We start from the raw sequence: 18,249 nt of genomic DNA, 5'->3' as shown, positions 1-18,249 counted from the left end.
CGTGAGCCCCCTACGGTGTTCCCATTGTGATGAAGCGACCGAAGATCATCCTCTTGGCACTTGCGTGCGGCGTCGCTCTGGCCGGACTTCCCGCGTCGCCGGCTGACGCATCTGCAGGATCAGATCCAATCGTTCCGATCATCACCTGGTCGATGACCGACCGGTTCGGCGGTGACGACGATGGCGATGGCTTAATGGACCTGCCGAACACGACCGAGTACGCCCACAACCTGGCACCGGGATCGTGTCCTGGGGGTTGTCCCGAAGCGAAGTTCGGCCTGATCTTCGAGGCCGGGCTGTCGGGAACCACGGCCGACCTGGCGGGCCTGCCGGTGACCAATTATCGATGGACCGTTCATGGTGGTGCGCTCGAGGCGCCGCTCCGATACACGACGCTGGACCCCGAGTTGCGGCTGCTTCTCCCCGAGGGCCGGTACACGATGGAGGTGGCTGCCGGAATCCGGCTCGGGTGGGTGAGCCTGAGTGCTTCGATCCTTGAGGATTTCGAGGTGGACGACCTCCTCATCGTGGCCATCGGCGATTCCTATGCCTCAGGGGAGGGAAACCCCGAGGCCCCCCGGGTCGGATCGTCGGTCCCGGCGCGTTGGGCCGGTTCGTCCGATCCGGCGGCCGTAGTCACCCATGCCGCAGCACGGCGGTCGAGCGTGGCGTGGCCTGCCCGGGTCGCGCTGGCGATGGAGCGGGTCGACCGCTCCACTTCGGTGACGTTCATCTCCGTGGCTGCCTCGGGAGCGCGCATCGACCGCGGAATCCTTACTGCCCAGGGTGACGGCCTCGACTCGTCCCAGATCGACGAGTTGAGGCACCTCGTCGGTGACCGCCGGATCGATGTGCTGCTGATCCAGGCCGGAGGCAACGACGTAGGGTTCGTTCGGGCGGTGCGGAGGCTGATCGAAGCGGACCCGATGCTCGACCCGATCTGTTACGACATGCTGATCGAGAACACCTTTTCCGCGGTACGCGACGGCGATTGGAGCCGGGGAGTGAGTCTGGGCTACAAGGCCCCCTTCTCACTGGTGTGCCGGCCAGACGAAAGCCGCCGCGGCTGGAGCGAATTGCCCGGGCTCGATGGACTGCCGGGCGCATTCGACAGGTTGGAGGGCGCCCTGGCGTCCTTTGAGGTGGGCACGACCGTGATAGTGGGATATCCCGATCCGACCGGGGCGGACGTCGCCGGCGAGCAGTGCCGCGAGATTGTGGGCGACGCCACTCCGCCCTTCGGGGTGCATGAGATCGACCGCAATGAGCAGCAACTCGGAGTGGATCTCCTCCTCGGTCCGCTGAACGATGTGATCAGCGACGCCGCCAGTCGCCGCGGTTGGATCTTCGTGGGCGGAGTCGCGGAAGCCTTCGCAGCCGGCCATGGCTACTGCGCCCCCTGGCCCGACTACGGCTACCCGGCTGAGTACGGGCACACCGCGCCGATCGGTGGCGCTCGCCTTTCTTATCCGGAGGGCTGGTTCCGCAATCCGGGCCTGGGTGGGGGGCCGATGCTCCTGGGGGGTATCGACGTCACCTGGTATCGCACCGCAGCCCAGTCGGCCGTGCTGCAGGGGCCGGAAGCCCGTTTCGACACCACCGGAACCCTTCACCCCAACGAGGTGGGGCACGATGCGATCGCCCGTCTCGTGCTCGCCGCCATGCGTCCGAGGGACTAGTCACACTTGGCGCGGCGTAATGACGATCCGCGGGGGGTGACGCCGTCACCACCATCACTTACAGTGGTGGGAAAGCAACGGAAAGTGGTCTTCGGTGTCAATGAAACGACTCCCCGACGGGATCGGCCGCACGATCTTCATCGTCGCCCTGGCGGGCGTCATGTTCGCCGCCTTCCTCCTGGTCACCCCGCGCCTGACTGCGTCGTCCGGACCCGGAGCCGGCGGCGCTGGAGATGCTTCGACCACCACCACCACCACCACCACCACCACCACCACCACCGGCCCGGTCGTCACCACCACGATCGCGCCCACCACGACGACCGTGCCCGTCCCCACCACGACGCTGGCACCCACTACGACGACCTTGCCGATGTTGCCGGAGGACGGATACGACGGGACCGTCACCCTCGGCCTCTACTTCGAAGGGGAGGGCGATGGCAAGGAGTTCGGCGTCATCGAAGATGGCGACCGGGTCACGTGGCGCCTCCATGTCACCAACAAGTCCGCTGGAACGCTGTGGGGTGTTTACGCCTACGTCGAGCTCTACGGGCCGGCGCGGTGTGAAGCCCGCATCCTCGAGCCGGGGGAGTCCACCGACTGCTGGGTGGAAGGGCGGGCGTTCGAAGGCACGCATCAGGTCGAGGCCTGGGTGAATGCCTGGACCCTCACCCGGATGGTCAAGGACATGGTCTTCGTCGAGATGACCGTCCTGCCCTGATCCCCCTCACCGCCTCGGTGCAGCAACACGAGCGCAGGAGAGCCCGGCCACGTAAGGGTTATGGTCTGCCGATGCTCCAGCCACTCGATGTCGACCGAATCCGCGACGGCATCCCCGCGCTACAACGCGCCGTCGATGGGCGGGGTGTCGCCCACCTCGACGGCCCTGCAGGAACTCAGGTACCGCAGGTTGTGATCGACGCGATGGCCGGCGTCCTCCAAAGCGGGCTGAGTAACCTCGGAGGCTCCTTCAGTTCGTCGGTGGACGCGGCCAGCGTGGTGCGGGACGCCCGGTTGGCCGCCGCCGACCTCTTTGGCGGCGAACCGGACGAGATCGTGTTCGGCCAGAACATGACGAGCCTCACCTTCTCGCTGTCTCGGGCGATCGCCCGTGAGTGGCGGGAAGGCGACGAGATCGTGGTCACCGCGCTCGACCACGACGCCAACGTCACGCCGTGGCGCTTGGCTGCGGCTGACAGAGGGGCCACGATCAAGGTGGCCGGCCTGCGGCCCGAAGATGGCACCATCGACCTCGCCTCCCTGGCGGAGGTAATCGGTGAGCGCACCCGGCTGATTGCGGTCACCGCCGCTTCCAATGCCGTCGGCACCGTCACCCCCCTCGGCACGATCATCGAGATGGCCCGGGGCGTCGGGGCGCAGGTGTTCGTCGATGCGGTCCACTATTCGGCTCATCGAATCTCGGACGTATCCAGTCTCGGCGCAGACTTCCTCGCAGCGAGCGCCTACAAGTTCTGTGGCCCTCACACCGGCATGCTCTGGGCCCGATCTGAGCACCTGCGGAACCTCACGCCGTACAAGGTCGTCCCTGCTCCGGAGGTCGGTCCGGGACGGTGGGAGACGGGTACGCAGTCCTTCGAGGCGCTGGCGGGGGTGCACGCTGCCATCGACTACCTGGCTTCACTCGGAACCGGCCAGAGCAGGCGCGACCGCCTCGAAAGCGCATTCGGTGCCATCCGGGAGCACGAGGATGCCATGGCCGCGAGGTTCCTCGCAGGTGTGGCCGAGATGCCAGCCGTGACGGTCCATGGGATCAGCGATCCGGCGCGGATCGATGAGCGCGTTTCGACGTTCGCAGTGCATGTCGGGGGAGTCTCCGCCGGCGACGTTGCCGCCGAGTTGGGCAAGCAGGGCATTTTCGTGTGGAGCGGCAACTTCTACGCGGTCAATGTGCTGGACCGGTTGGCCCTCGGCGACAAGGGTGGTCTGGTGCGCATCGGCTTTGTCCACTACAACACGCAGGATGAAGTGGACCGGGTGCTGTCCGCCCTCGACGATCTCGCCTGACGGTCAAGCCACTTGCCACCTGCTACCTGCTACCTGACGCGGCCTCCCGCCTGCTGCTGAGCCATGCCCCGACGATGACGAGTCCCATCCCGACGAACGCCAGGCCCGCGGGTCGCTCTGCCCGGAACATGATCCCGAGGATGGTCGCCACCATCGGGATGAAGTAGATCCCGATGGATGCTCGGGTTCCTCCCACCCGCTTAGCCAGCTCGGTCATGGCGACGAACGCCAGACCCGTGCTGAGAGCCCCCAGGACGACCATTGCGCCGGCAGCGCTCCACGACCAGGTGGCGTCGCCGAGGCCAATCACCCCCAAGGGCGTGACCGCGACCAGCGCCACCAGTTGGGCACGGAGGAGCACCGGCAACGACCCGTATCGCTGGGCAAGCGGCACCGACAAGTTCACCGCCAGCCCATACATCGCGGTTGCCAGGATGATCAACAACATTCCCGAGATGCTCCCCCCGTCACCTGATGCCGAGGGCACGGTGATGAGGATCACCCCGCCGAAGCCAACGAGGATTCCCGCCAACTGGGCCGGTCCGGGCTTCCGGCGAAGCAGAATCGTCGCCACCAGAGCGGCGAACAAAGGGGTGCCCCCATTGACCATGCCGGCGATGGACGAGTCCACGGACTGCTGGGCGATGGGGAACAGGGTTAGGGGGATTGCCATCCACACGAGTCCGAGCAGGGCGACTCGGGGCAGGTCGGCACGATCGACCGGCCGCCGCGTGGCGGGGATGAAGGCAAGGGTCAGCGCGCCGAGGGCGAGGCGAGCCAGGGTGACGACGGCGGGAGGGAACGCCTCGAGCCCTTCGGCGATCCAGAGGAAAGACGAGCCCCACATCAGCGAAGTTGATGCCAGCAGCGCCCACTCGAGCGGCCCGAAGGCCTCCGTGCGGGTACCCGGCGCCGTGGTGATGAATCGACCGGCCATCTGTGCCCCCAATAACCCCGGACCGGGCCAGATTGTTGCAGCCGACGCGAGCCCCCCCGGCGGCTAGCCGGTGAGCCGCGCCTCTGCCCGCCAGAGCGGCCCCAGAGTCATCAGGGCCGCAACGGCCGCGATCAAGATGCCACTGCCGATGAACAGCGGCCGGAGGCCGATGAGGTCGCCGATCGGGGTGCCGATCATCAGCCCCACCGGAATCCCACCCCAGGCGATCGTGCGAGACGCGGCAATCACCCGGCCTAGCAGCGGGGGAGGGGTCAATCGCTGTCGGAGCGTGACAAAGGCCACCTGGTTGATCGACACCCCGGCCATGGCGATGCCGAACGGGACGACGGCCCATGAGCCTTCGGCGAGTCCCGCCCCGGTGGCGCCCGCCCCAAACACCAGACCGCCGACGATGACGGTACGTCCCAGCCCGACCCGGGCTGCGATCCGGGGGGCGAGGGAAACCCCGAGGAGACCGATCATCGAGAAACCGGCGAAGAACAGTCCCAGCGCCCGGTCCGACTCGATGCCGAGATCCTGCTCGGCGTAAAGGGTCATCACTGCCGCGAGCGGGGCAAAGGCCAGGTTGGCCAATGCCGCGGCCGCCGTGGCCCAGCGGACGGGAGTAAGGCGCCACAGGGTGGTGAGGCCCGACCGCAGCGCCGCCCAGACCGGCTCGGCGTCGGACACGACCCTCGGCCTCACCTCCCGGAGCATAAGGATGGCGATGATCGAGATCCCGTACGAGAGCGCATCGAGCGCGAATGCGCCGGCCACCCCACCCGTCACCGCGATCACCGCGCCCCCGACTGCGAACCCGAGCGTCTGGGCGAGGTTCCGCCCCATCGACAGCGCGGTGTTCGCCTTGACCAGCTGGTCGTCGTCGAGGACCACCGGGATATAGGTCTCGAGTCCCGAGTCGAAGATGGTCCCCATCGAGCCGACGATGAACGCCACCGCAAATGCCATCCATGTCTCCCCGGCGTCGGCCGCCACCGCCACCGCCAGCAATGCGAGAGCGATCATCCGGGCGAGGTCGGCGAGGATCAAGGCCCGCCGGGTTGGCACCCGGTCGAGCAGAACCCCCGCGAGAAAACCGAACCCCAGCACCGCCACGGTTTCGAAGAGCCCAAGCAGCCCGAGTTGCGTGGCCGAACCCGTCGTGTCGCGCACGAAAATGGGGAGAGCAAAGAAGAAGGCCAGGTAGTCGCCGAACAGCGAGATCGACTGGCCGCCGACGAGCGGCCAGAGGTTGCGTCGGGGGTCAGCCGGACCGCGAGCCATGGCGCAGGACGATAACCACCCCGGCCTCCGGCGGCCCCGGCGAGCCATCGGCGTGCATCACCAATTCCCGGTTAGCGTTCCGACGATGCTGGTCACCATGGTCGTCGAGATCCCTCGGGGCAGCCGCAACAAGTACGAGACCGACCCGGCGACCGGCCACGTCTACCTCGACCGAATGCTCTTCACCGCCACGCGTTACCCCGCCGACTATGGGTTCGTCCCGGACACCGTCGCCGAGGATGGGGACCCATTGGATGCGATGGCCGTCGTCACGGAGCCCACGTTCACCGGGTGCCGCATCCGGATCCGTCCCATCGGGCTCTTCCTCATGGAGGACCAAGGGCTGCCCGACCACAAGGTTCTGGGGGTCCCCGCCCGGGACCCGCTGTGGGGCGCGGTGCGGGATCTCGATGGCCTGCCGCCTCACCTGTTGCGGGAGTTCGAGCATTTCTTCAGCGTGTACAAGGACCTCGAGGACATGAAGACGGCGGCGAAGGGCTGGAAGGGAGCGGCCGAGGCGCTGGCCGTTCTCCGGGCCGCCGGAGCGGTGCTGGAAGAGGAGGATTGACGGTGGAGTCCCTCCCGCTCGTCCCGTTCCGGCGAGTGGTGATTCCCGGCACACGGCATGCGGTGCGAACCACGTGTGAGGGCTTGGGCGTCGGACAGCGGGTGGCGGTCGTCCTCATCCACCCCGACGGCACGCTCGGCCGGGTTGGAACCCGGGCTCGCATCGAGCGCCTCGCCGACGACGCCGATGACTTGGTGACCATCGATGTGATCGGGGAGACCCTGGTGTCGATCGCCCGGACCGGCGATCGGGCCGCCGTCGAACCGGTCGACCGGGTGCAGCCGACGCCTTGTCAGGATCTGGTCGTCTCGGCTGAGAGGTCGCTTCGCCGGTACATGGCGGCGCGGGCCGAGTCGGGCCACGGTGGCGACATCCACCTCGCGATCGGGCCAGATCCGGTGGTCGCCTCGCATCAGGTAGCCTCCTACCTGGATATCTCGTGGCCGGAGGTGCAGGACATCCTCGAGGCCGGGGACGCCTGCGAGCGCCTCGAGCGAGAGATCATGGTGCTGGAGCGAGAAACCGTTCTCCTACGGGCGGTCCTCGGAAGGAGCGACTAGATGGCATCGCCTCGTGAGCTTCCCGACATGGTCGGCGAGTTCATCGCGCTCGCCAAGCAGTACCTCTGGGAGAACACCGTTGGCGCCGCCAAGGCGCTCGGACGCCTCGCCGCGCTCAGCCTCGCCGCGTCGATCGTGTTCGTCCTCGCGGGGGCTGTCCTGGCCGTGGCGGGGATGCGTTTGATCCTGGTGGCGATGCCCGACGGAGTGATCTGGAGCGGCCTGGGGTACATCCTGGCCTCCCTAGGGTTGCTGGCGGTGACTGGTCTCGTGATGTGGAGGGCCACCCGATGAGCGTGCAGCGTTCCGATCTCGAAGACAAGCTCCGGGAGATTCAGGGTGTCGTCGACGACACCGCCCAGGGGGCCAAGAACGTCGGCGTGATCGCCGGGGTGGGGGTCGCCGCCCTGTTGCTGGTCATCTACCTGGTGGGACGGCGCCGGGGCAAGAAGGGCTCGGCCCGCGTCGAGGTCTATCGACTCTCCTGATTGCCCGTCGAGCCGGCCAACTGGACACTCACGGCTTGCCCCGGCTTCAAGTCCTGTGAGTAGATCAACTTCCGCTTGGGCTGGTTGAGTCTGCGGAGCAGCCCGATCACCACCGCCAGCGTCCCGAGGACGGCCCAGCGCGGATCGCCTCCTCGAATGCCCCCTAGGGCCCGTCGAGCGCCGAAACCGATCAGATCCATGAACCGAGTCTAAGGGGGTGGCCGGGCGGTTCGGCCCCGGCGGGGTTCGATCTGCGGTTTCCTAGAGTCACCACATGTTTCGCAATCGCGACCGGATGGTCAAGGTGATGGTGATCGTGGTGTCGACCGCGATGATCCTCGCTCTTGTCCTGCCGTTCCTGGCACTGCTCGGCAATTGAGCGAAGCGTTTCGCGTCGGGGACATGTGCCTGTTGATCGACGGGCGGGGCCGGCGATACCTCGTCGATCTTCGGATCGGGGGCTCGTTCCAGTTCCACGCCGGAGTGGTACCTCACGACAGCCTCATCGGGTCGGGGCCAGGTGCGGTGGTGCGGACGGCCACCGGAGCCCGGATCGTGGCACTGCGGCCCCGTCTTGCCGACTATGTCCTCAAGATGGATCGGGGCGCTCAGGTGGTGTACCCGAAGGATCTGGGGCCAATCGTCCACTGGGCCGACGTCACCCCCGGCCAGTTGGTGGTCGAGGCGGGCACCGGGTCGGGCGCCCTGGCGATGGCGCTGTTGCGGGCGGTCGGCCCGGGAGGCACGGTGGTGAGCGTCGAGCGCCGCGCCGACCACCTCGATCACGCCCGCAAGACGATCGGCCGGTTCCTCGGCGGGATACCCGACAATCTCCTGTTGGTCGAGGGCCTGGTAGAGGATGTCCTAGCGCACCACCGGCCCGATCGCGTGGTGCTCGATCTGCCGGAGCCCTGGTCGGTGGTCGAGCCCGCGGTGGCCACCCTCAGAGCCGGGGGAATCTTCTGCGCCTATCTCCCGACCGTTCCCCAGGTGCAGAAGCTTCATGACGAACTGCACGTGAGCCGGCGGTTCGTGGGAATCGAGTCGTTCGAGGTGATGCACCGGGACTGGCAGATCGACGGCCGCTCGGTGCGGCCCAAGAGCCAGATGGTGGGACACACCGGCTTCCTAACCGTGGCGATGCTGAGCGAGTTCCTGGCGGCCGAGAGCCTGTAGTCGCCGGTCGGCCGCTCGACCCGGCTCGGTCTCGACCCGCTGCGGCGATGCCTGCCGAGCGCGCCGTCAAGGCGCCATGAAAATGCACTCGCCGGGGCATTCCTCGGCAGCTTCGATGGTGATCTGTTCCTGGCCCGCCGGGACCTGGGCGACACCCTGCGCCCCCTGGGGGTTGCCTTTGGCAGACGCGAAGACCTTGTCGCGTTCGCGCACGTACGCCAGCCCATCATCGAGAAGCACGAACACGTCGGGAGCGATCTCCTCGCACAGCCCGTCGCCGGTGCAGAGATCCTGGTCGATCCAAACCTTCATGGTGAGCGCTCCAGGCCAGATGGCGGCGATCCTACCGCGGCGGCCGCTACCGGTCGGCCCCGGAAAGCGTCGAACTCCCGCATCTACGCCACCGAAGACGGTGATGCGGCCCACGGGACGGTCCGTCGTATACTCGGCCCGAGGACCGGGTATCCCCGGTCCGTGGTCGTCAGGGGCCGGCTGGTGCCGGCCAGGGAGACGAACGGGCATGAGCGAGCCGACGGCCGACGAGCTCCGCGGCACCATCAAGATGCTGGAGGAGGAGATCGCCATCCTCCGCCGACGTCTCCAGGATGCCCCCCGCCGGGTTCGGGTCCTCGAGGAGCGCCTCCTCGAGGCCAAGGGTCGCGTGAGCCAGGCGATGTCGCAGAACGAGAAACTCTCGATTGCCCTCGAGGAAACTCGCGAACAGTTGGCCATCCTGCGCGAGGAAGTCGAGAAGCTGACCGCACCGCCTAACCCCTTCGGGGTGGTGCAGGGGATCAATAGCGATGGCACCCTCGACGTGATGACCGGCGGCCGCAAGCTTCGGGTCAGCGTCGAGCCGAGCATCGAGATCAAGGAACTCGAGCCCGGCCAGGAAGTGCTGCTCAATGAGGCTATGAACGTCATCGACGTTCGGTCGTTCGAGCAGACCGGGGAGGTTGTCCGCATCAAGGAGATCCTGGGTGACGGGCGGGTCATCGTGCTCGCACGCGCCGACGAGGAGCGCGTGGTCGAAGTGGCGGGTCCCATGAAGGACGCTTTCATGCGGGTCGGCGACCATGTGAGGCTCGACGGCCGGACCGGTTTGCTCCACGAACGGTTGATCCGGCCCGAGGTCGAGGAGCTCGTGCTCGAAGAGGTCCCCAACGTCTCCTACGAGAACATTGGCGGGTTGCGCGAGCAGATCGAATCGATCAGAGACGCGGTAGAGCTCCCCTACGTGCACAAGGCGCTGTTCGACGACTACGGCCTGGCGGCCCCCAAGGGCGTGCTCCTCTACGGGCCTCCGGGCTGCGGCAAGACGCTGATCGCCAAAGCGGTCGCCAACTCGCTGGCCCACGCGGTCGCCGCCAAGACCGGCCAGCAGGATGCTCGCTCGTACTTTCTCAACATCAAAGGCCCTGAGCTACTCAACAAGTACGTAGGTGAGACCGAACGGCAGATCCGGCTCATCTTCGCCCGGGCGAAGGAGAAGTCCGAGGAAGGCGTCCCCGTGATCGTCTTCTTCGACGAAATGGATTCGCTTTTCCGCACCCGGGGGAGCGGGATCTCGTCCGACGTGGAATCGACGATCGTTCCACAGCTTCTCTCGGAGCTCGACGGCGTCGAGACGCTCAAGAACGTGATCGTGATCGGGGCATCGAACCGTGAAGACCTGATCGACCCGGCAATCCTTCGCCCGGGGCGGCTCGACGTGAAGATCAAGATCGAACGTCCCAATCAGGAGGCCGCTCGCGACATATTCCGCATATACCTGGGCACCGGAACCCCGCTCGATGCCGACGAGCTCGCCCGCTCGGGCGGAGAGGTCGACGTGATGGTCGAGTCGATGATCGAGTCGGTCGTCGCCGACATGTACTCGACTTCGGATGCCAACCGCTTTCTCGAGGTCACCTACGCCAACGGCGACAAGGAAGTCCTGTACTTCAAGGACTTCTCCTCCGGTGCGATGGTGGAGAACGTGGTGCGTAGGGCGAAGAAGGAAGCCATCAAGCGAGAGATCGAGACCGGGGTGCGTGGCGTGCGCACCACCGACCTGATCGCCGCCATCAAACAGGAGTTCCGGGAGCACGAGGACCTGCCGAACACCACCAATCCCGACGATTGGGCGCGGATCTCCGGGAAGAAGGGCGAACGGATCGTCTATGTGCGGACCCTCATCGAAGGCGAGGCCGAGGGCCGCAGCATCGAGGGGATCACCACTGGCCAGTACCTGTGAGTGGGGTTCACAAGGTCGTAGGCACTGAGACCGAATTCGGCATCACCATTCGGAACCAGCCGGATTTCAACCCTGTGGTCGGCTCGAGCCTGGTGATCAACTCGTATGCCGGAACTTCGACAAGGATCCAATGGTCGTACGAAGAGGAGTCTCCGGGAAGGGACGCCCGCGGATTTGGGTACGACCCTGCACCCACCGGCGAATTCGAGACCGGATTGGTCAACGTGGTACTCACCAATGGAGCCCGGCTGTATGTGGACCACGCTCACCCGGAGTACTCCACCCCCGAGTGCTACGACCCACTCGAGGCCGCCCTATACGACAAGTCGGGTGAAGTGGTCTTGGAACGCGCCGCGCGGTCGGCAAATGGCACCTTGCCCGAGGGCCAGCGGTTGCACATCCACAAGAACAACAGCGATGGCAAAGGCAACTCGTACGGCGCTCACGAGAACTACCTCGTCGATCGCTCCGTGCCCTTCGCCGACTTGACCCGACATCTGATTCCGTTCTTTGTCTCCCGTCAGGTCTACACCGGCTCGGGCAAGGTGGGCAGCGAGAATGGTCGACCGGCCGTCGACTACCAGATCACGCAACGCGCCGACTTCTTCGAGGAGGAGGTTGGGCTCGAGACGACTCTGAAGCGCCCGATCGTCAACACCCGCGATGAGCCCCATGCCGACCCGAGCCTCTATCGCCGCCTCCATGTGATCATCGGTGACGCCAACCTCAGCGAGACCCAGACCTTTCTCAAGATCGGGGCGACGGCTCTCGTGCTTTCGGCGATCGAGGCGGGTGCCCTGGGGGATCCGGTGGAGCTGGCCCGTCCCGTCGAGTCGGCATGGCGGGTGAGCCACGACCCGACCCTGCGCACCGCGCTCGAGTTGGGTGACGGCTCTTCGGCCACCGCTCTCGAGCTCCAGTGGCACTATCTCGATTGGGTCACCAAGTACGCCGAAGTCGAAGGCGTCGACGACGTCGGCCGGCAGGTGATCGAGACTTGGCAGGCCATCCTCACCGACCTCGAGCGCGATCCCGCTTCGACCGCCGACCGGCTCGACTGGACGGCCAAGCTCGCTTTGATCGAGGGTTACCGCGATCGGGATCGTCTCGCCTGGGGGACGCCCAAGCTGCGACTCCTCGACCTGCAGTACCACGACGTCGACCGCACCCGGGGCCTGTATCACCGCCTGGTCGCCGCAGGGCGCATGAAGCGCCTGTTCACCGACGCCGCGGTCGAGCGTGCCGCCGTGGCGCCCCCCGAGCGCACCCGGGCATACTTCAGGGGCTCCTGCGTGGAGCGTTACGGCAGCGCAATAGTCGCCGCCAACTGGGATTCGCTGATCTTCGACGTCGGCGAGGACGCCCTCAAGCGGGTGCCTATGATGGAACCCCTTCGCGGGGGCAAGGACCGGGTGGCCGACCTCCTCGACAGCTCACCCACCCCCGCGGACCTCGTTCGCGCACTCGGAGGTGAAGATGGCCGAGCAGGAGCGGAAACAGACTCGTCGTGACGGCTCCGACCAGGAGGTCGAGCAGGAAGAACCTGCCTCCACGGAGGTCGGCGAGGAGCTGACCGGCAAGATCGACGACCTGCTCGACGAGATCGACTCGGTCCTCGAAGAGAATGCTGAGGAGTTCGTCAAGAACTACGTCCAGAAGGGCGGCCAGTGACCGAGTCGAGTGGGGACGGGCTGGTGCTCGACTCGGGAATTCCAGCAAGCTCCTTCGCGGCCCTGCTGAGGGCTCGAGGCCTCGATCCAAAGTGGGAGACCGACGGCTCGAGCGGAGTCCTCGACGCACCCGAAGGCACCACGGTCCTGGCGTTTCGCTATGACGACGGCGTCATCATGGCCGGCGACCGCCGGGCCACCGCCGGCCACTATGTCGCCCACCGCCGGGTGCAGAAGGTCTATCCCGCCGACTCGTATTCGGCGGTGGCAATCTCGGGAACGGCCGGTATCGCGATCGAGTTGGTGCGGCTGTTCCAGACCGAGCTCGAGCACTACGAAAAGATCGAGGGCCGGCGCCTCAGCCTCCCGGGAAAGGCCAACCACCTGGCCTCGATGGTCCGCCGGCATCTTCCGATGGCGTTTCAGGGGCTGGGAGTCGTGCCCCTCTTCTGCGGCTTCGACGAGCAGCTCGAACAAGGCCGTCTCTACTCGTACGACGTCGTGGGCGGTTCATACGAGGAGACCGATTACGCCGCCACGGGCTCCGGCGGGCGAGATGCCCGCCTCTACATCCGCACCAAGTTCACCGATGGGCTCACCGAGACCGGGGCGCTCGAGCTGGCGCTCGAAGCCTTGGTGGCGGTCGCCGAGGAGGACACCGCCACAGGCGGACCCGACCTCAAACGGGGGATCTACCCCAACATCGTGACCGTGTCCTCCCGGGGTTATGCCGAACTGCCGGATGCCATGGTCGCGGAAATGGCGCGAACCGTGATGGAGCGCAGCCCATGACGATGCCCTTCTACGTGCCGCCCGAGCAGTTGATGAAGGACCGGGCTGAGTACGCCCGCAAGGGGATCGCCCGCGGCAAGTCGATCGTCGGCGTCGAGTTCGTCGATGGCGTACTGCTCCTCGGTGAGAATCCAAGCGGAACGCTCCAGAAGATCTCCGAGGTCTACGACCGGATCGCCTTCGCCGGGGTCGGCAAGTACACCGAGTTCGAGCAGCTGCGGATCGGTGGGATTCGGCGGGCGGACCTCACCGGGTATTCCTACTCGCGCACCGACGTGACCGCCAAGAGCCTCGCCAATGCCTACGCCCAGACCCTGGGGCACGTCTTCACGCAAGACGTGAAGCCGTTCGAGGTCGAGATCATGGTGGTGGAGATCGGCGACGACGACGAGACCAGCCGCATCTACCGGGTGACCTACGACGGCACGCTCCACGAAGAGCACCGGGTGTCGGCGATCGGCGGGTCGGCAGAGGTTCTGGTCGAAAGCCTCGAGGCCGCCTACCGGCCCCGAGCCCCACTGTTGGAAGCCCTCGGCTGGGCCAAGGCGGCGTGCGCCTCCGTCACGGAGATCGCTCCCGCCGGCTGGGAAGGCGCCGTGCTCGACCGGACCCAGGGGCGGCGGGCATTCCGCCGGCTGACCGACGAAGAGATCAGCTCCGCTTAGCAAGTGATCCTTGGGCCAGAGGATCGGTACCCTTCCGTTCATGGACACTTCCGCGGGGCGACTGGTCCCGCTCGCCAAGTTCGGTGACGAGGTGTCGGCTCGGATCTCGGCGGCTCTGCTCGAGTCGGCAGGTATCGCCACGCGGGTCCACGGCGAGTCGCTCGGCCCCTACCGAATGACCATCGGCGAGTGGGCGGTGACCGAGATCCTGGTCGCCGAGGCCGACGTCGAGGACGCCATCGAAGTGCTCACCGCATCGGAGATCGAGTTCGCCCTGAGCCCCGAGGTGCGGGGCGGGGCGGTGGCCGACCGCAACAACCTTCCCATGCGTCTCGTGGCGGCCGTCACGCTCGTGATCGTCGCGACCGCCGTCATCCGCACCCTGATGCGGGTGTTCTAGGGGGCTGAGCGGACTAGTCAGGCTGGGCCTCCGCCCGGGCCTGGTCGGCTCCGATCTCCGTCCGCAATCGATCCGGCACCGGTACCCTCGCCTCCGATGGAACGACGCATCTTTGGGATGGAGAACGAGTACGGCGTCACCTGCACGCTGCGGGGGCAGCGCCGTCTGTCGCCCGACGAAGTCGCCCGTTACTTGTTCCGGCGCGTCGTCTCCTGGGGCCGTTCGTCGAACGTGTTTCTCGAGAACGGGGCGCGCCTCTATCTCGATGTCGGCAGCCACCCCGAGTACGCCACGCCGGAGTGTGACTCGCTGTACGACCTGGTGGCGCACGACAAGGCGGGGGAGCGCGTTCTCGAAGGGCTGCTCCACTCGGCCGAGCAACGGCTGGAAGAAGAGGGCATTCGCGGTCAGGTGTTTCTCTTCAAGAACAACACCGATTCAGCCGGGAACTCTTACGGGTGCCACGAGAACTACCTGGTGAACCGCCAGACCGATTTCCAGCGGATGATCGACACCCTGATTCCCTTCTTCGTCACCCGCCAGGTCTTCAGCGGGGCGGGCAAGCTGCTGCAGACGGCCCGGGGCACCGTCTTCTCCCTGGCTCAGCGCGCCGAGCACATCTGGGAGGGGGTCTCCTCCGCGACCACCCGTAGCCGTCCGATCATCAACACCAGGGATGAGCCGCATGCGGACGCCGAGAAGTACCGGCGGCTCCACGTGATCGCAGGTGACTCGAACATGTCGGAGTACATCTCATACGTCAAGGTGGGATCAACCGTCGCCATCCTGCAGATGCTTGAAGACGACGTCGTCTTCCGCGACCTGACTCTGGAGAACCCGATCCGGGCGATTCGCGAGATCAGCCACGACATCACATGTCGCCGGAAGGTTCGGCTGGCCAACGGTCGGGAGCTTTCGGCGCTCGACATGCAATGGGAGTATCTCGAAAGGGTCATTCGCTACGCCCGCAGCACCGGCTTTCCCCCGCAGGTGCAGTCGGCCGTGCAGATGTGGGAACACCTCCTCACCGGGCTCGAGAAGGATCCACTCAGCCTCCAGCGCGAATGCGACTGGGTCGCCAAGTACCACTTGATCGAGAACTACAGCGCCAGCCGGGGCCTCGCCATGAACGATCCCCGCCTCGCCCTCATCGACCTGTCGTACCACGACGTCACTCGAGAGCGAGGTCTGTACTACCTGCTCGAACGCCGCGGGCTGGTGGAGCGGATCGTCACGGATGAGGACGTCGAGCGGGCACTCCTTCACCCTCCACAGACCACCCGCGCCCGGTTGCGGGGTGAGTTCATCAAGGCGGCAAAGGCCCGCAATCGCGACTTCACAGTCGACTGGGTACACCTGAAGTTGAACGACCAGGCGCAGCGCACCGTGCTCTGCAAGGACCCCTTCCGCGCCGTCGACGAACGCGTCGAGAAGCTGATCGCGAGTCTGTGAAGAACCAAGAGTCAAGAGCCAAGAATCAAGAGAGTCGTCCTGCTCTCGACTCTTGCTTCTTGATTCTTGATTCTTGGCTCTTCCTATACAGTCACTTCCGTGCAGCGCGTCGTCGAACGGATCCTCAACCTCCTGGCGTTCCTCCTGACCGTCGGTCGCCCGGTCACCGCCGATGAGATCCGCAACACGGTGGCGGGCTACGACCAGCCGACCGACGAAGCCTTCAGGCGCACCTTCGAGCGGGACAAAGACCTGCTGCGGCAGTTGGGGGTGCCGTTGTCGCTGGAGCACACGGATGCGTGGGAGATCGAGCAGGGTTACGTCGTCTCGCCGGATGAGTACTCACTGCCGGATCCCGGACTGACCGACGAGGAACGCACCGCCCTCTGGCTCGCCACCAGGATGGTCCGCCTCGGAGGGCAGGCGCCGGGCCCCGCGGCGATCTTCAAGCTGGGTGGCGTGCCGATGGCATCGACCGGCGACCCGCTGTCGGCTGATCTCGGTGCCGAGGCCGACGCGCTGGGCGAGATATTCATGGCATTGACCGAGCGGCGGGTGTTGAAGTTCGACTACCGCGACAAGCAACGCACCTTGCGGCCCTGGGGCCTCGTGCACCGCATGGGTCACTGGTATGCGGTGGGGGAGTCATCGAAGGAGCGACGGACCTTCCGGGTGGACCGGATGGCAGGGATCACGGCGGGCACCAAGGCGGGCGCCTTCGAGCGCCCCAAGGGGTTTCGGGCATCAGACGACTTCCCGGAAGCTCCCTGGGAGGCCGGAGAAGAGGATGTCGAGGTCACTGTCCGCTTCGACGCCGGGATCGCCTGGTGGGCACGGCGTCAGCTGTCGACGGCCGCACGGGTGACCGTCTCTTCGGATGGATCGCTCGAGGCGGTGTTCCCGGTGGCGTCGCCGGCGGCGTTGATCGGGTGGATCATCGGCTTCGAGGACGCCGCGGAGATTATCGCTCCTGCCGAACTCCGGCAGCGCTTCATCGAGCACTTGGGGGTCTCGTGACGAGCCCACGTACCGCCGAGCGCCTTTCCCGCATTCTCTCGATGCTGCCGTGGGTGATCGCCAACCCCGGAAACACCGTGGAGGAGGTTTGCCGGCGGTTCGGATACGAGCAGGCCGATCTGGTCAAGGATCTCAATGTGGTCTTCGTCTGCGGTCTGCCGGGCTACGGCCCCGGCGATCTCATGGATGCTTTCGTCGACGAGGACGAGGTGGTGGTCGACATGGCCGACTACTTCTCCAGACCCGTCCGCTTGACCGCGGCCGAGGCCCTGATGCTCCTTGCTGCAGGGCTGGCGGTGATGTCCTCCGGGGTGGCGCCTCCGGCGCTGGCGACCGCGGTTGCCAAGCTCCAGCAGGTGGTACTACCGGACGAAGGAACCGTCGCCATCGATCTCGCCGCCGAGCCCGACGCTCTTGCACTGTTCCGGCATGCCGCCCGAGAAGGGGAAGTGGTGGCCATCACCTACACCGCAATCGGCTCGGGAGAGACCACCGAGCGCGCCATCGAGCCGTGGGGGGTGCTGGCGACGCTCGGCAACTGGTATGTGACCGGATACTGCCGACTGGCTGCCGCCGAACGGGTGTTTCGCGTCGACCGGATCAGGGAGGCCGCGCTCACCGGTGAGCAGTTCACACCTCAGGAGTCGCCACCCGTTGCCCGAATTCGGTACACCCCGGGAGTCGACGATGTCACCGCGCGCATCCGTCTGCGGCCCGACGCGGCCTGGGTGGCCGAGTATTACCCGGTTTCGACGATCGCTTCCGACGAGGAAGGCATCACCATCGACCTGTCGGCCCGTGACCCACTGGTACCGGCGCGGCTCCTCCTTCGCCTCGGCGAATCCGCATCCCTGGTGGCGGGCGACGAGGTCGCCGCAGCGGCCGAGACACTGCGCACCCGCATCCTTGGACGCTATCGGTGACTAGGCCCCAAATGGTCATTCAGGCCCCTAATGGGTGCTCCGATACCTTGCTCGATGATGTGGAACCTCACGGGAGCACCTCGATGACCCAGATCCGGACCACTTGCGCCGTCTGCGGCGACGTCGAGTTGATCCCCGCAGAACTCACCCTCGAACTCACCGCGATCAACGGCACGGGCATGTACCTGTTCTCATGCCCGACGTGCGGGGACACCCAGCGGCGGCCCGCCAACCACCGGGTGGTGAGCATCCTGCTCGCGACCGGTGTCGCCTACGAAGTAGTCGATGACGGCGGAACCATCACCGAATCCGAGATCAGGCGATTCATCGATGCTCTCGACTCCGGCGAGTGGGTGGACCAGGTCAATTAGGGCGGCCTC

Annotated in this window: 22 protein-coding genes; 18 read left to right on the top strand and 4 right to left on the bottom strand. The window is 66.2% G+C overall.

What is annotated here, in order from left to right:
• The first annotated feature begins 29 nt into the window (after positions 1-29).
• The 3 genes from WD184_07250 (at position 30) to WD184_07240 (ending at position 3,701) form a co-directional block, all read left to right on the top strand.
• Positions 30-1,679, top strand: a complete 1,650-nt coding sequence (locus WD184_07250) for a hypothetical protein (protein ID MEX0826526.1) — start codon at positions 30-32, stop codon at positions 1,677-1,679.
• A gap of 100 nt (positions 1,680-1,779) precedes the next feature.
• Positions 1,780-2,397: a hypothetical protein gene (locus WD184_07245; GenBank protein MEX0826525.1), complete on the top strand. Its 618-nt coding sequence runs from the start codon at positions 1,780-1,782 to the stop codon at positions 2,395-2,397.
• A gap of 71 nt (positions 2,398-2,468) precedes the next feature.
• Positions 2,469-3,701: a cysteine desulfurase-like protein gene (locus tag WD184_07240; GenBank protein MEX0826524.1), complete on the top strand. Its 1,233-nt coding sequence runs from the start codon at positions 2,469-2,471 to the stop codon at positions 3,699-3,701.
• Between the two features lie 22 nt (positions 3,702-3,723).
• Here the strand turns inward: WD184_07240 and WD184_07235 are convergent, their stop codons facing one another.
• Complete coding sequence (locus WD184_07235; GenBank protein MEX0826523.1) at positions 3,724-4,638, bottom strand: DMT family transporter; 915 nt, start codon at positions 4,636-4,638, stop codon at positions 3,724-3,726.
• Between the two features lie 63 nt (positions 4,639-4,701).
• Positions 4,702-5,922 carry an MFS transporter gene (locus tag WD184_07230; protein ID MEX0826522.1) on the bottom strand — a complete coding sequence of 407 codons (1,221 nt, stop codon included), beginning with the start codon at positions 5,920-5,922 and terminating at the stop codon, positions 4,702-4,704.
• Positions 5,923-6,007: 85 nt separating this feature from the next.
• On the opposite strand from WD184_07230, the gene WD184_07225 reads away from it, so the two are divergent.
• The 4 genes from WD184_07225 to WD184_07210 are packed head-to-tail and all read left to right on the top strand — an operon-like array spanning position 6,008 to position 7,538.
• On the top strand, positions 6,008-6,490 hold the full coding sequence (locus WD184_07225) for an inorganic diphosphatase (protein ID MEX0826521.1): 483 nt from the start codon (positions 6,008-6,010) through the stop codon (positions 6,488-6,490).
• A 2-nt stretch (positions 6,491-6,492) separates the two neighbouring features.
• Positions 6,493-7,050, top strand: coding sequence for a hypothetical protein (locus WD184_07220; protein MEX0826520.1), 558 nt, complete (start codon positions 6,493-6,495; stop codon positions 7,048-7,050).
• Positions 7,051-7,344 carry a hypothetical protein gene (locus tag WD184_07215; protein ID MEX0826519.1) on the top strand — a complete coding sequence of 98 codons (294 nt, stop codon included), beginning with the start codon at positions 7,051-7,053 and terminating at the stop codon, positions 7,342-7,344.
• Entirely contained in the window at positions 7,341-7,538 is a 198-nt protein-coding gene (locus WD184_07210) for a hypothetical protein (GenBank protein ID MEX0826518.1), read from the top strand. The genes WD184_07215 and WD184_07210 overlap by 4 nt, the downstream gene beginning before the upstream one ends.
• Here WD184_07210 and WD184_07205 read toward each other — a convergent pair.
• Positions 7,523-7,738, bottom strand: coding sequence for a hypothetical protein (locus WD184_07205; protein ID MEX0826517.1), 216 nt, complete (start codon positions 7,736-7,738; stop codon positions 7,523-7,525). The two genes, WD184_07210 and WD184_07205, sit on opposite strands and share 16 nt — an antisense overlap.
• A 175-nt stretch (positions 7,739-7,913) precedes the next feature.
• On the opposite strand from WD184_07205, the gene WD184_07200 reads away from it, so the two are divergent.
• Positions 7,914-8,714 carry a tRNA (adenine-N1)-methyltransferase gene (locus WD184_07200; GenBank protein MEX0826516.1) on the top strand — a complete coding sequence of 267 codons (801 nt, stop codon included), beginning with the start codon at positions 7,914-7,916 and terminating at the stop codon, positions 8,712-8,714.
• Between the two features lie 66 nt (positions 8,715-8,780).
• Here WD184_07200 and WD184_07195 read toward each other — a convergent pair whose 3' ends face one another.
• Positions 8,781-9,026, bottom strand: coding sequence for a ferredoxin (locus WD184_07195; GenBank protein ID MEX0826515.1), 246 nt, complete (start codon positions 9,024-9,026; stop codon positions 8,781-8,783).
• Positions 9,027-9,234: 208 nt separating this feature from the next.
• On the opposite strand from WD184_07195, the gene arc reads away from it, so the two are divergent.
• From arc to WD184_07145, 10 genes are all read left to right on the top strand, one after another.
• A complete protein-coding gene (arc, locus tag WD184_07190) occupies positions 9,235-10,950 on the top strand; it encodes a proteasome ATPase (GenBank protein MEX0826514.1) in 1,716 nt (571 codons plus the stop codon).
• Entirely contained in the window at positions 10,947-12,461 is a 1,515-nt protein-coding gene (gene dop / locus WD184_07185; GenBank protein MEX0826513.1) for a depupylase/deamidase Dop, read from the top strand. Before arc ends, dop begins: the two co-directional genes overlap by 4 nt.
• Positions 12,427-12,621: a ubiquitin-like protein Pup gene (locus tag WD184_07180; protein MEX0826512.1), complete on the top strand. Its 195-nt coding sequence runs from the start codon at positions 12,427-12,429 to the stop codon at positions 12,619-12,621. The genes dop and WD184_07180 overlap by 35 nt, the downstream gene beginning before the upstream one ends.
• A complete protein-coding gene (gene prcB / locus WD184_07175; protein ID MEX0826511.1) occupies positions 12,618-13,412 on the top strand; it encodes a proteasome subunit beta in 795 nt (264 codons plus the stop codon). The genes WD184_07180 and prcB overlap by 4 nt, the downstream gene beginning before the upstream one ends.
• Entirely contained in the window at positions 13,409-14,077 is a 669-nt protein-coding gene (gene prcA / locus WD184_07170; GenBank protein ID MEX0826510.1) for a proteasome subunit alpha, read from the top strand. Before prcB ends, prcA begins: the two co-directional genes overlap by 4 nt.
• Positions 14,078-14,117: 40 nt before the next feature.
• Positions 14,118-14,477 (top strand): DUF2007 domain-containing protein, encoded by a 360-nt coding sequence (locus WD184_07165; protein MEX0826509.1) that lies wholly within the window; start codon positions 14,118-14,120, stop codon positions 14,475-14,477.
• A gap of 96 nt (positions 14,478-14,573) precedes the next feature.
• Positions 14,574-15,929: a Pup--protein ligase gene (gene pafA / locus WD184_07160; protein MEX0826508.1), complete on the top strand. Its 1,356-nt coding sequence runs from the start codon at positions 14,574-14,576 to the stop codon at positions 15,927-15,929.
• 99 nt (positions 15,930-16,028) lie between these two features.
• Positions 16,029-16,946, top strand: coding sequence for a WYL domain-containing protein (locus tag WD184_07155; GenBank protein MEX0826507.1), 918 nt, complete (start codon positions 16,029-16,031; stop codon positions 16,944-16,946).
• Complete coding sequence (locus tag WD184_07150) at positions 16,943-17,869, top strand: WYL domain-containing protein (GenBank protein MEX0826506.1); 927 nt, start codon at positions 16,943-16,945, stop codon at positions 17,867-17,869. The genes WD184_07155 and WD184_07150 overlap by 4 nt, the downstream gene beginning before the upstream one ends.
• Positions 17,870-17,952: 83 nt before the next feature.
• Positions 17,953-18,240, top strand: a complete 288-nt coding sequence (locus WD184_07145; GenBank protein ID MEX0826505.1) for a hypothetical protein — start codon at positions 17,953-17,955, stop codon at positions 18,238-18,240.
• Positions 18,241-18,249 lie beyond the last annotated feature (9 nt).

The organism is Acidimicrobiia bacterium (genome assembly GCA_040878325.1).
Lineage (GTDB): Bacteria > Actinomycetota > Acidimicrobiia > Spongiisociales > UBA11373 > JAUYIV01.
The sequence above is the reverse complement of the archived record's forward strand: the minus strand, read 5'-3'. Positions and strand labels throughout refer to the sequence as shown.

Coding starts and splice junctions, on each gene's coding strand:
- arc (MEX0826514.1), top strand. CDS start 9,235: ATGAGCGAGCCGACGGCCGACGAGCTCCGCGGCACCATCAAGATGCTG.
- WD184_07195 (MEX0826515.1), bottom strand. CDS start 9,026: ATGAAGGTTTGGATCGACCAGGATCTCTGCACCGGCGACGGGCTGTGC.
- WD184_07230 (MEX0826522.1), bottom strand. CDS start 5,922: ATGGCTCGCGGTCCGGCTGACCCCCGACGCAACCTCTGGCCGCTCGTC.
- prcA (MEX0826510.1), top strand. CDS start 13,409: ATGACGATGCCCTTCTACGTGCCGCCCGAGCAGTTGATGAAGGACCGG.
- WD184_07215 (MEX0826519.1), top strand. CDS start 7,051: ATGGCATCGCCTCGTGAGCTTCCCGACATGGTCGGCGAGTTCATCGCG.
- WD184_07240 (MEX0826524.1), top strand. CDS start 2,469: ATGCTCCAGCCACTCGATGTCGACCGAATCCGCGACGGCATCCCCGCG.
- WD184_07250 (MEX0826526.1), top strand. CDS start 30: ATGAAGCGACCGAAGATCATCCTCTTGGCACTTGCGTGCGGCGTCGCT.
- WD184_07210 (MEX0826518.1), top strand. CDS start 7,341: ATGAGCGTGCAGCGTTCCGATCTCGAAGACAAGCTCCGGGAGATTCAG.
- WD184_07225 (MEX0826521.1), top strand. CDS start 6,008: ATGCTGGTCACCATGGTCGTCGAGATCCCTCGGGGCAGCCGCAACAAG.
- WD184_07180 (MEX0826512.1), top strand. CDS start 12,427: ATGGCCGAGCAGGAGCGGAAACAGACTCGTCGTGACGGCTCCGACCAG.
- WD184_07165 (MEX0826509.1), top strand. CDS start 14,118: ATGGACACTTCCGCGGGGCGACTGGTCCCGCTCGCCAAGTTCGGTGAC.
- pafA (MEX0826508.1), top strand. CDS start 14,574: ATGGAACGACGCATCTTTGGGATGGAGAACGAGTACGGCGTCACCTGC.
- WD184_07145 (MEX0826505.1), top strand. CDS start 17,953: ATGACCCAGATCCGGACCACTTGCGCCGTCTGCGGCGACGTCGAGTTG.
- WD184_07205 (MEX0826517.1), bottom strand. CDS start 7,738: ATGGATCTGATCGGTTTCGGCGCTCGACGGGCCCTAGGGGGCATTCGA.
- WD184_07245 (MEX0826525.1), top strand. CDS start 1,780: ATGAAACGACTCCCCGACGGGATCGGCCGCACGATCTTCATCGTCGCC.
- WD184_07235 (MEX0826523.1), bottom strand. CDS start 4,638: ATGGCCGGTCGATTCATCACCACGGCGCCGGGTACCCGCACGGAGGCC.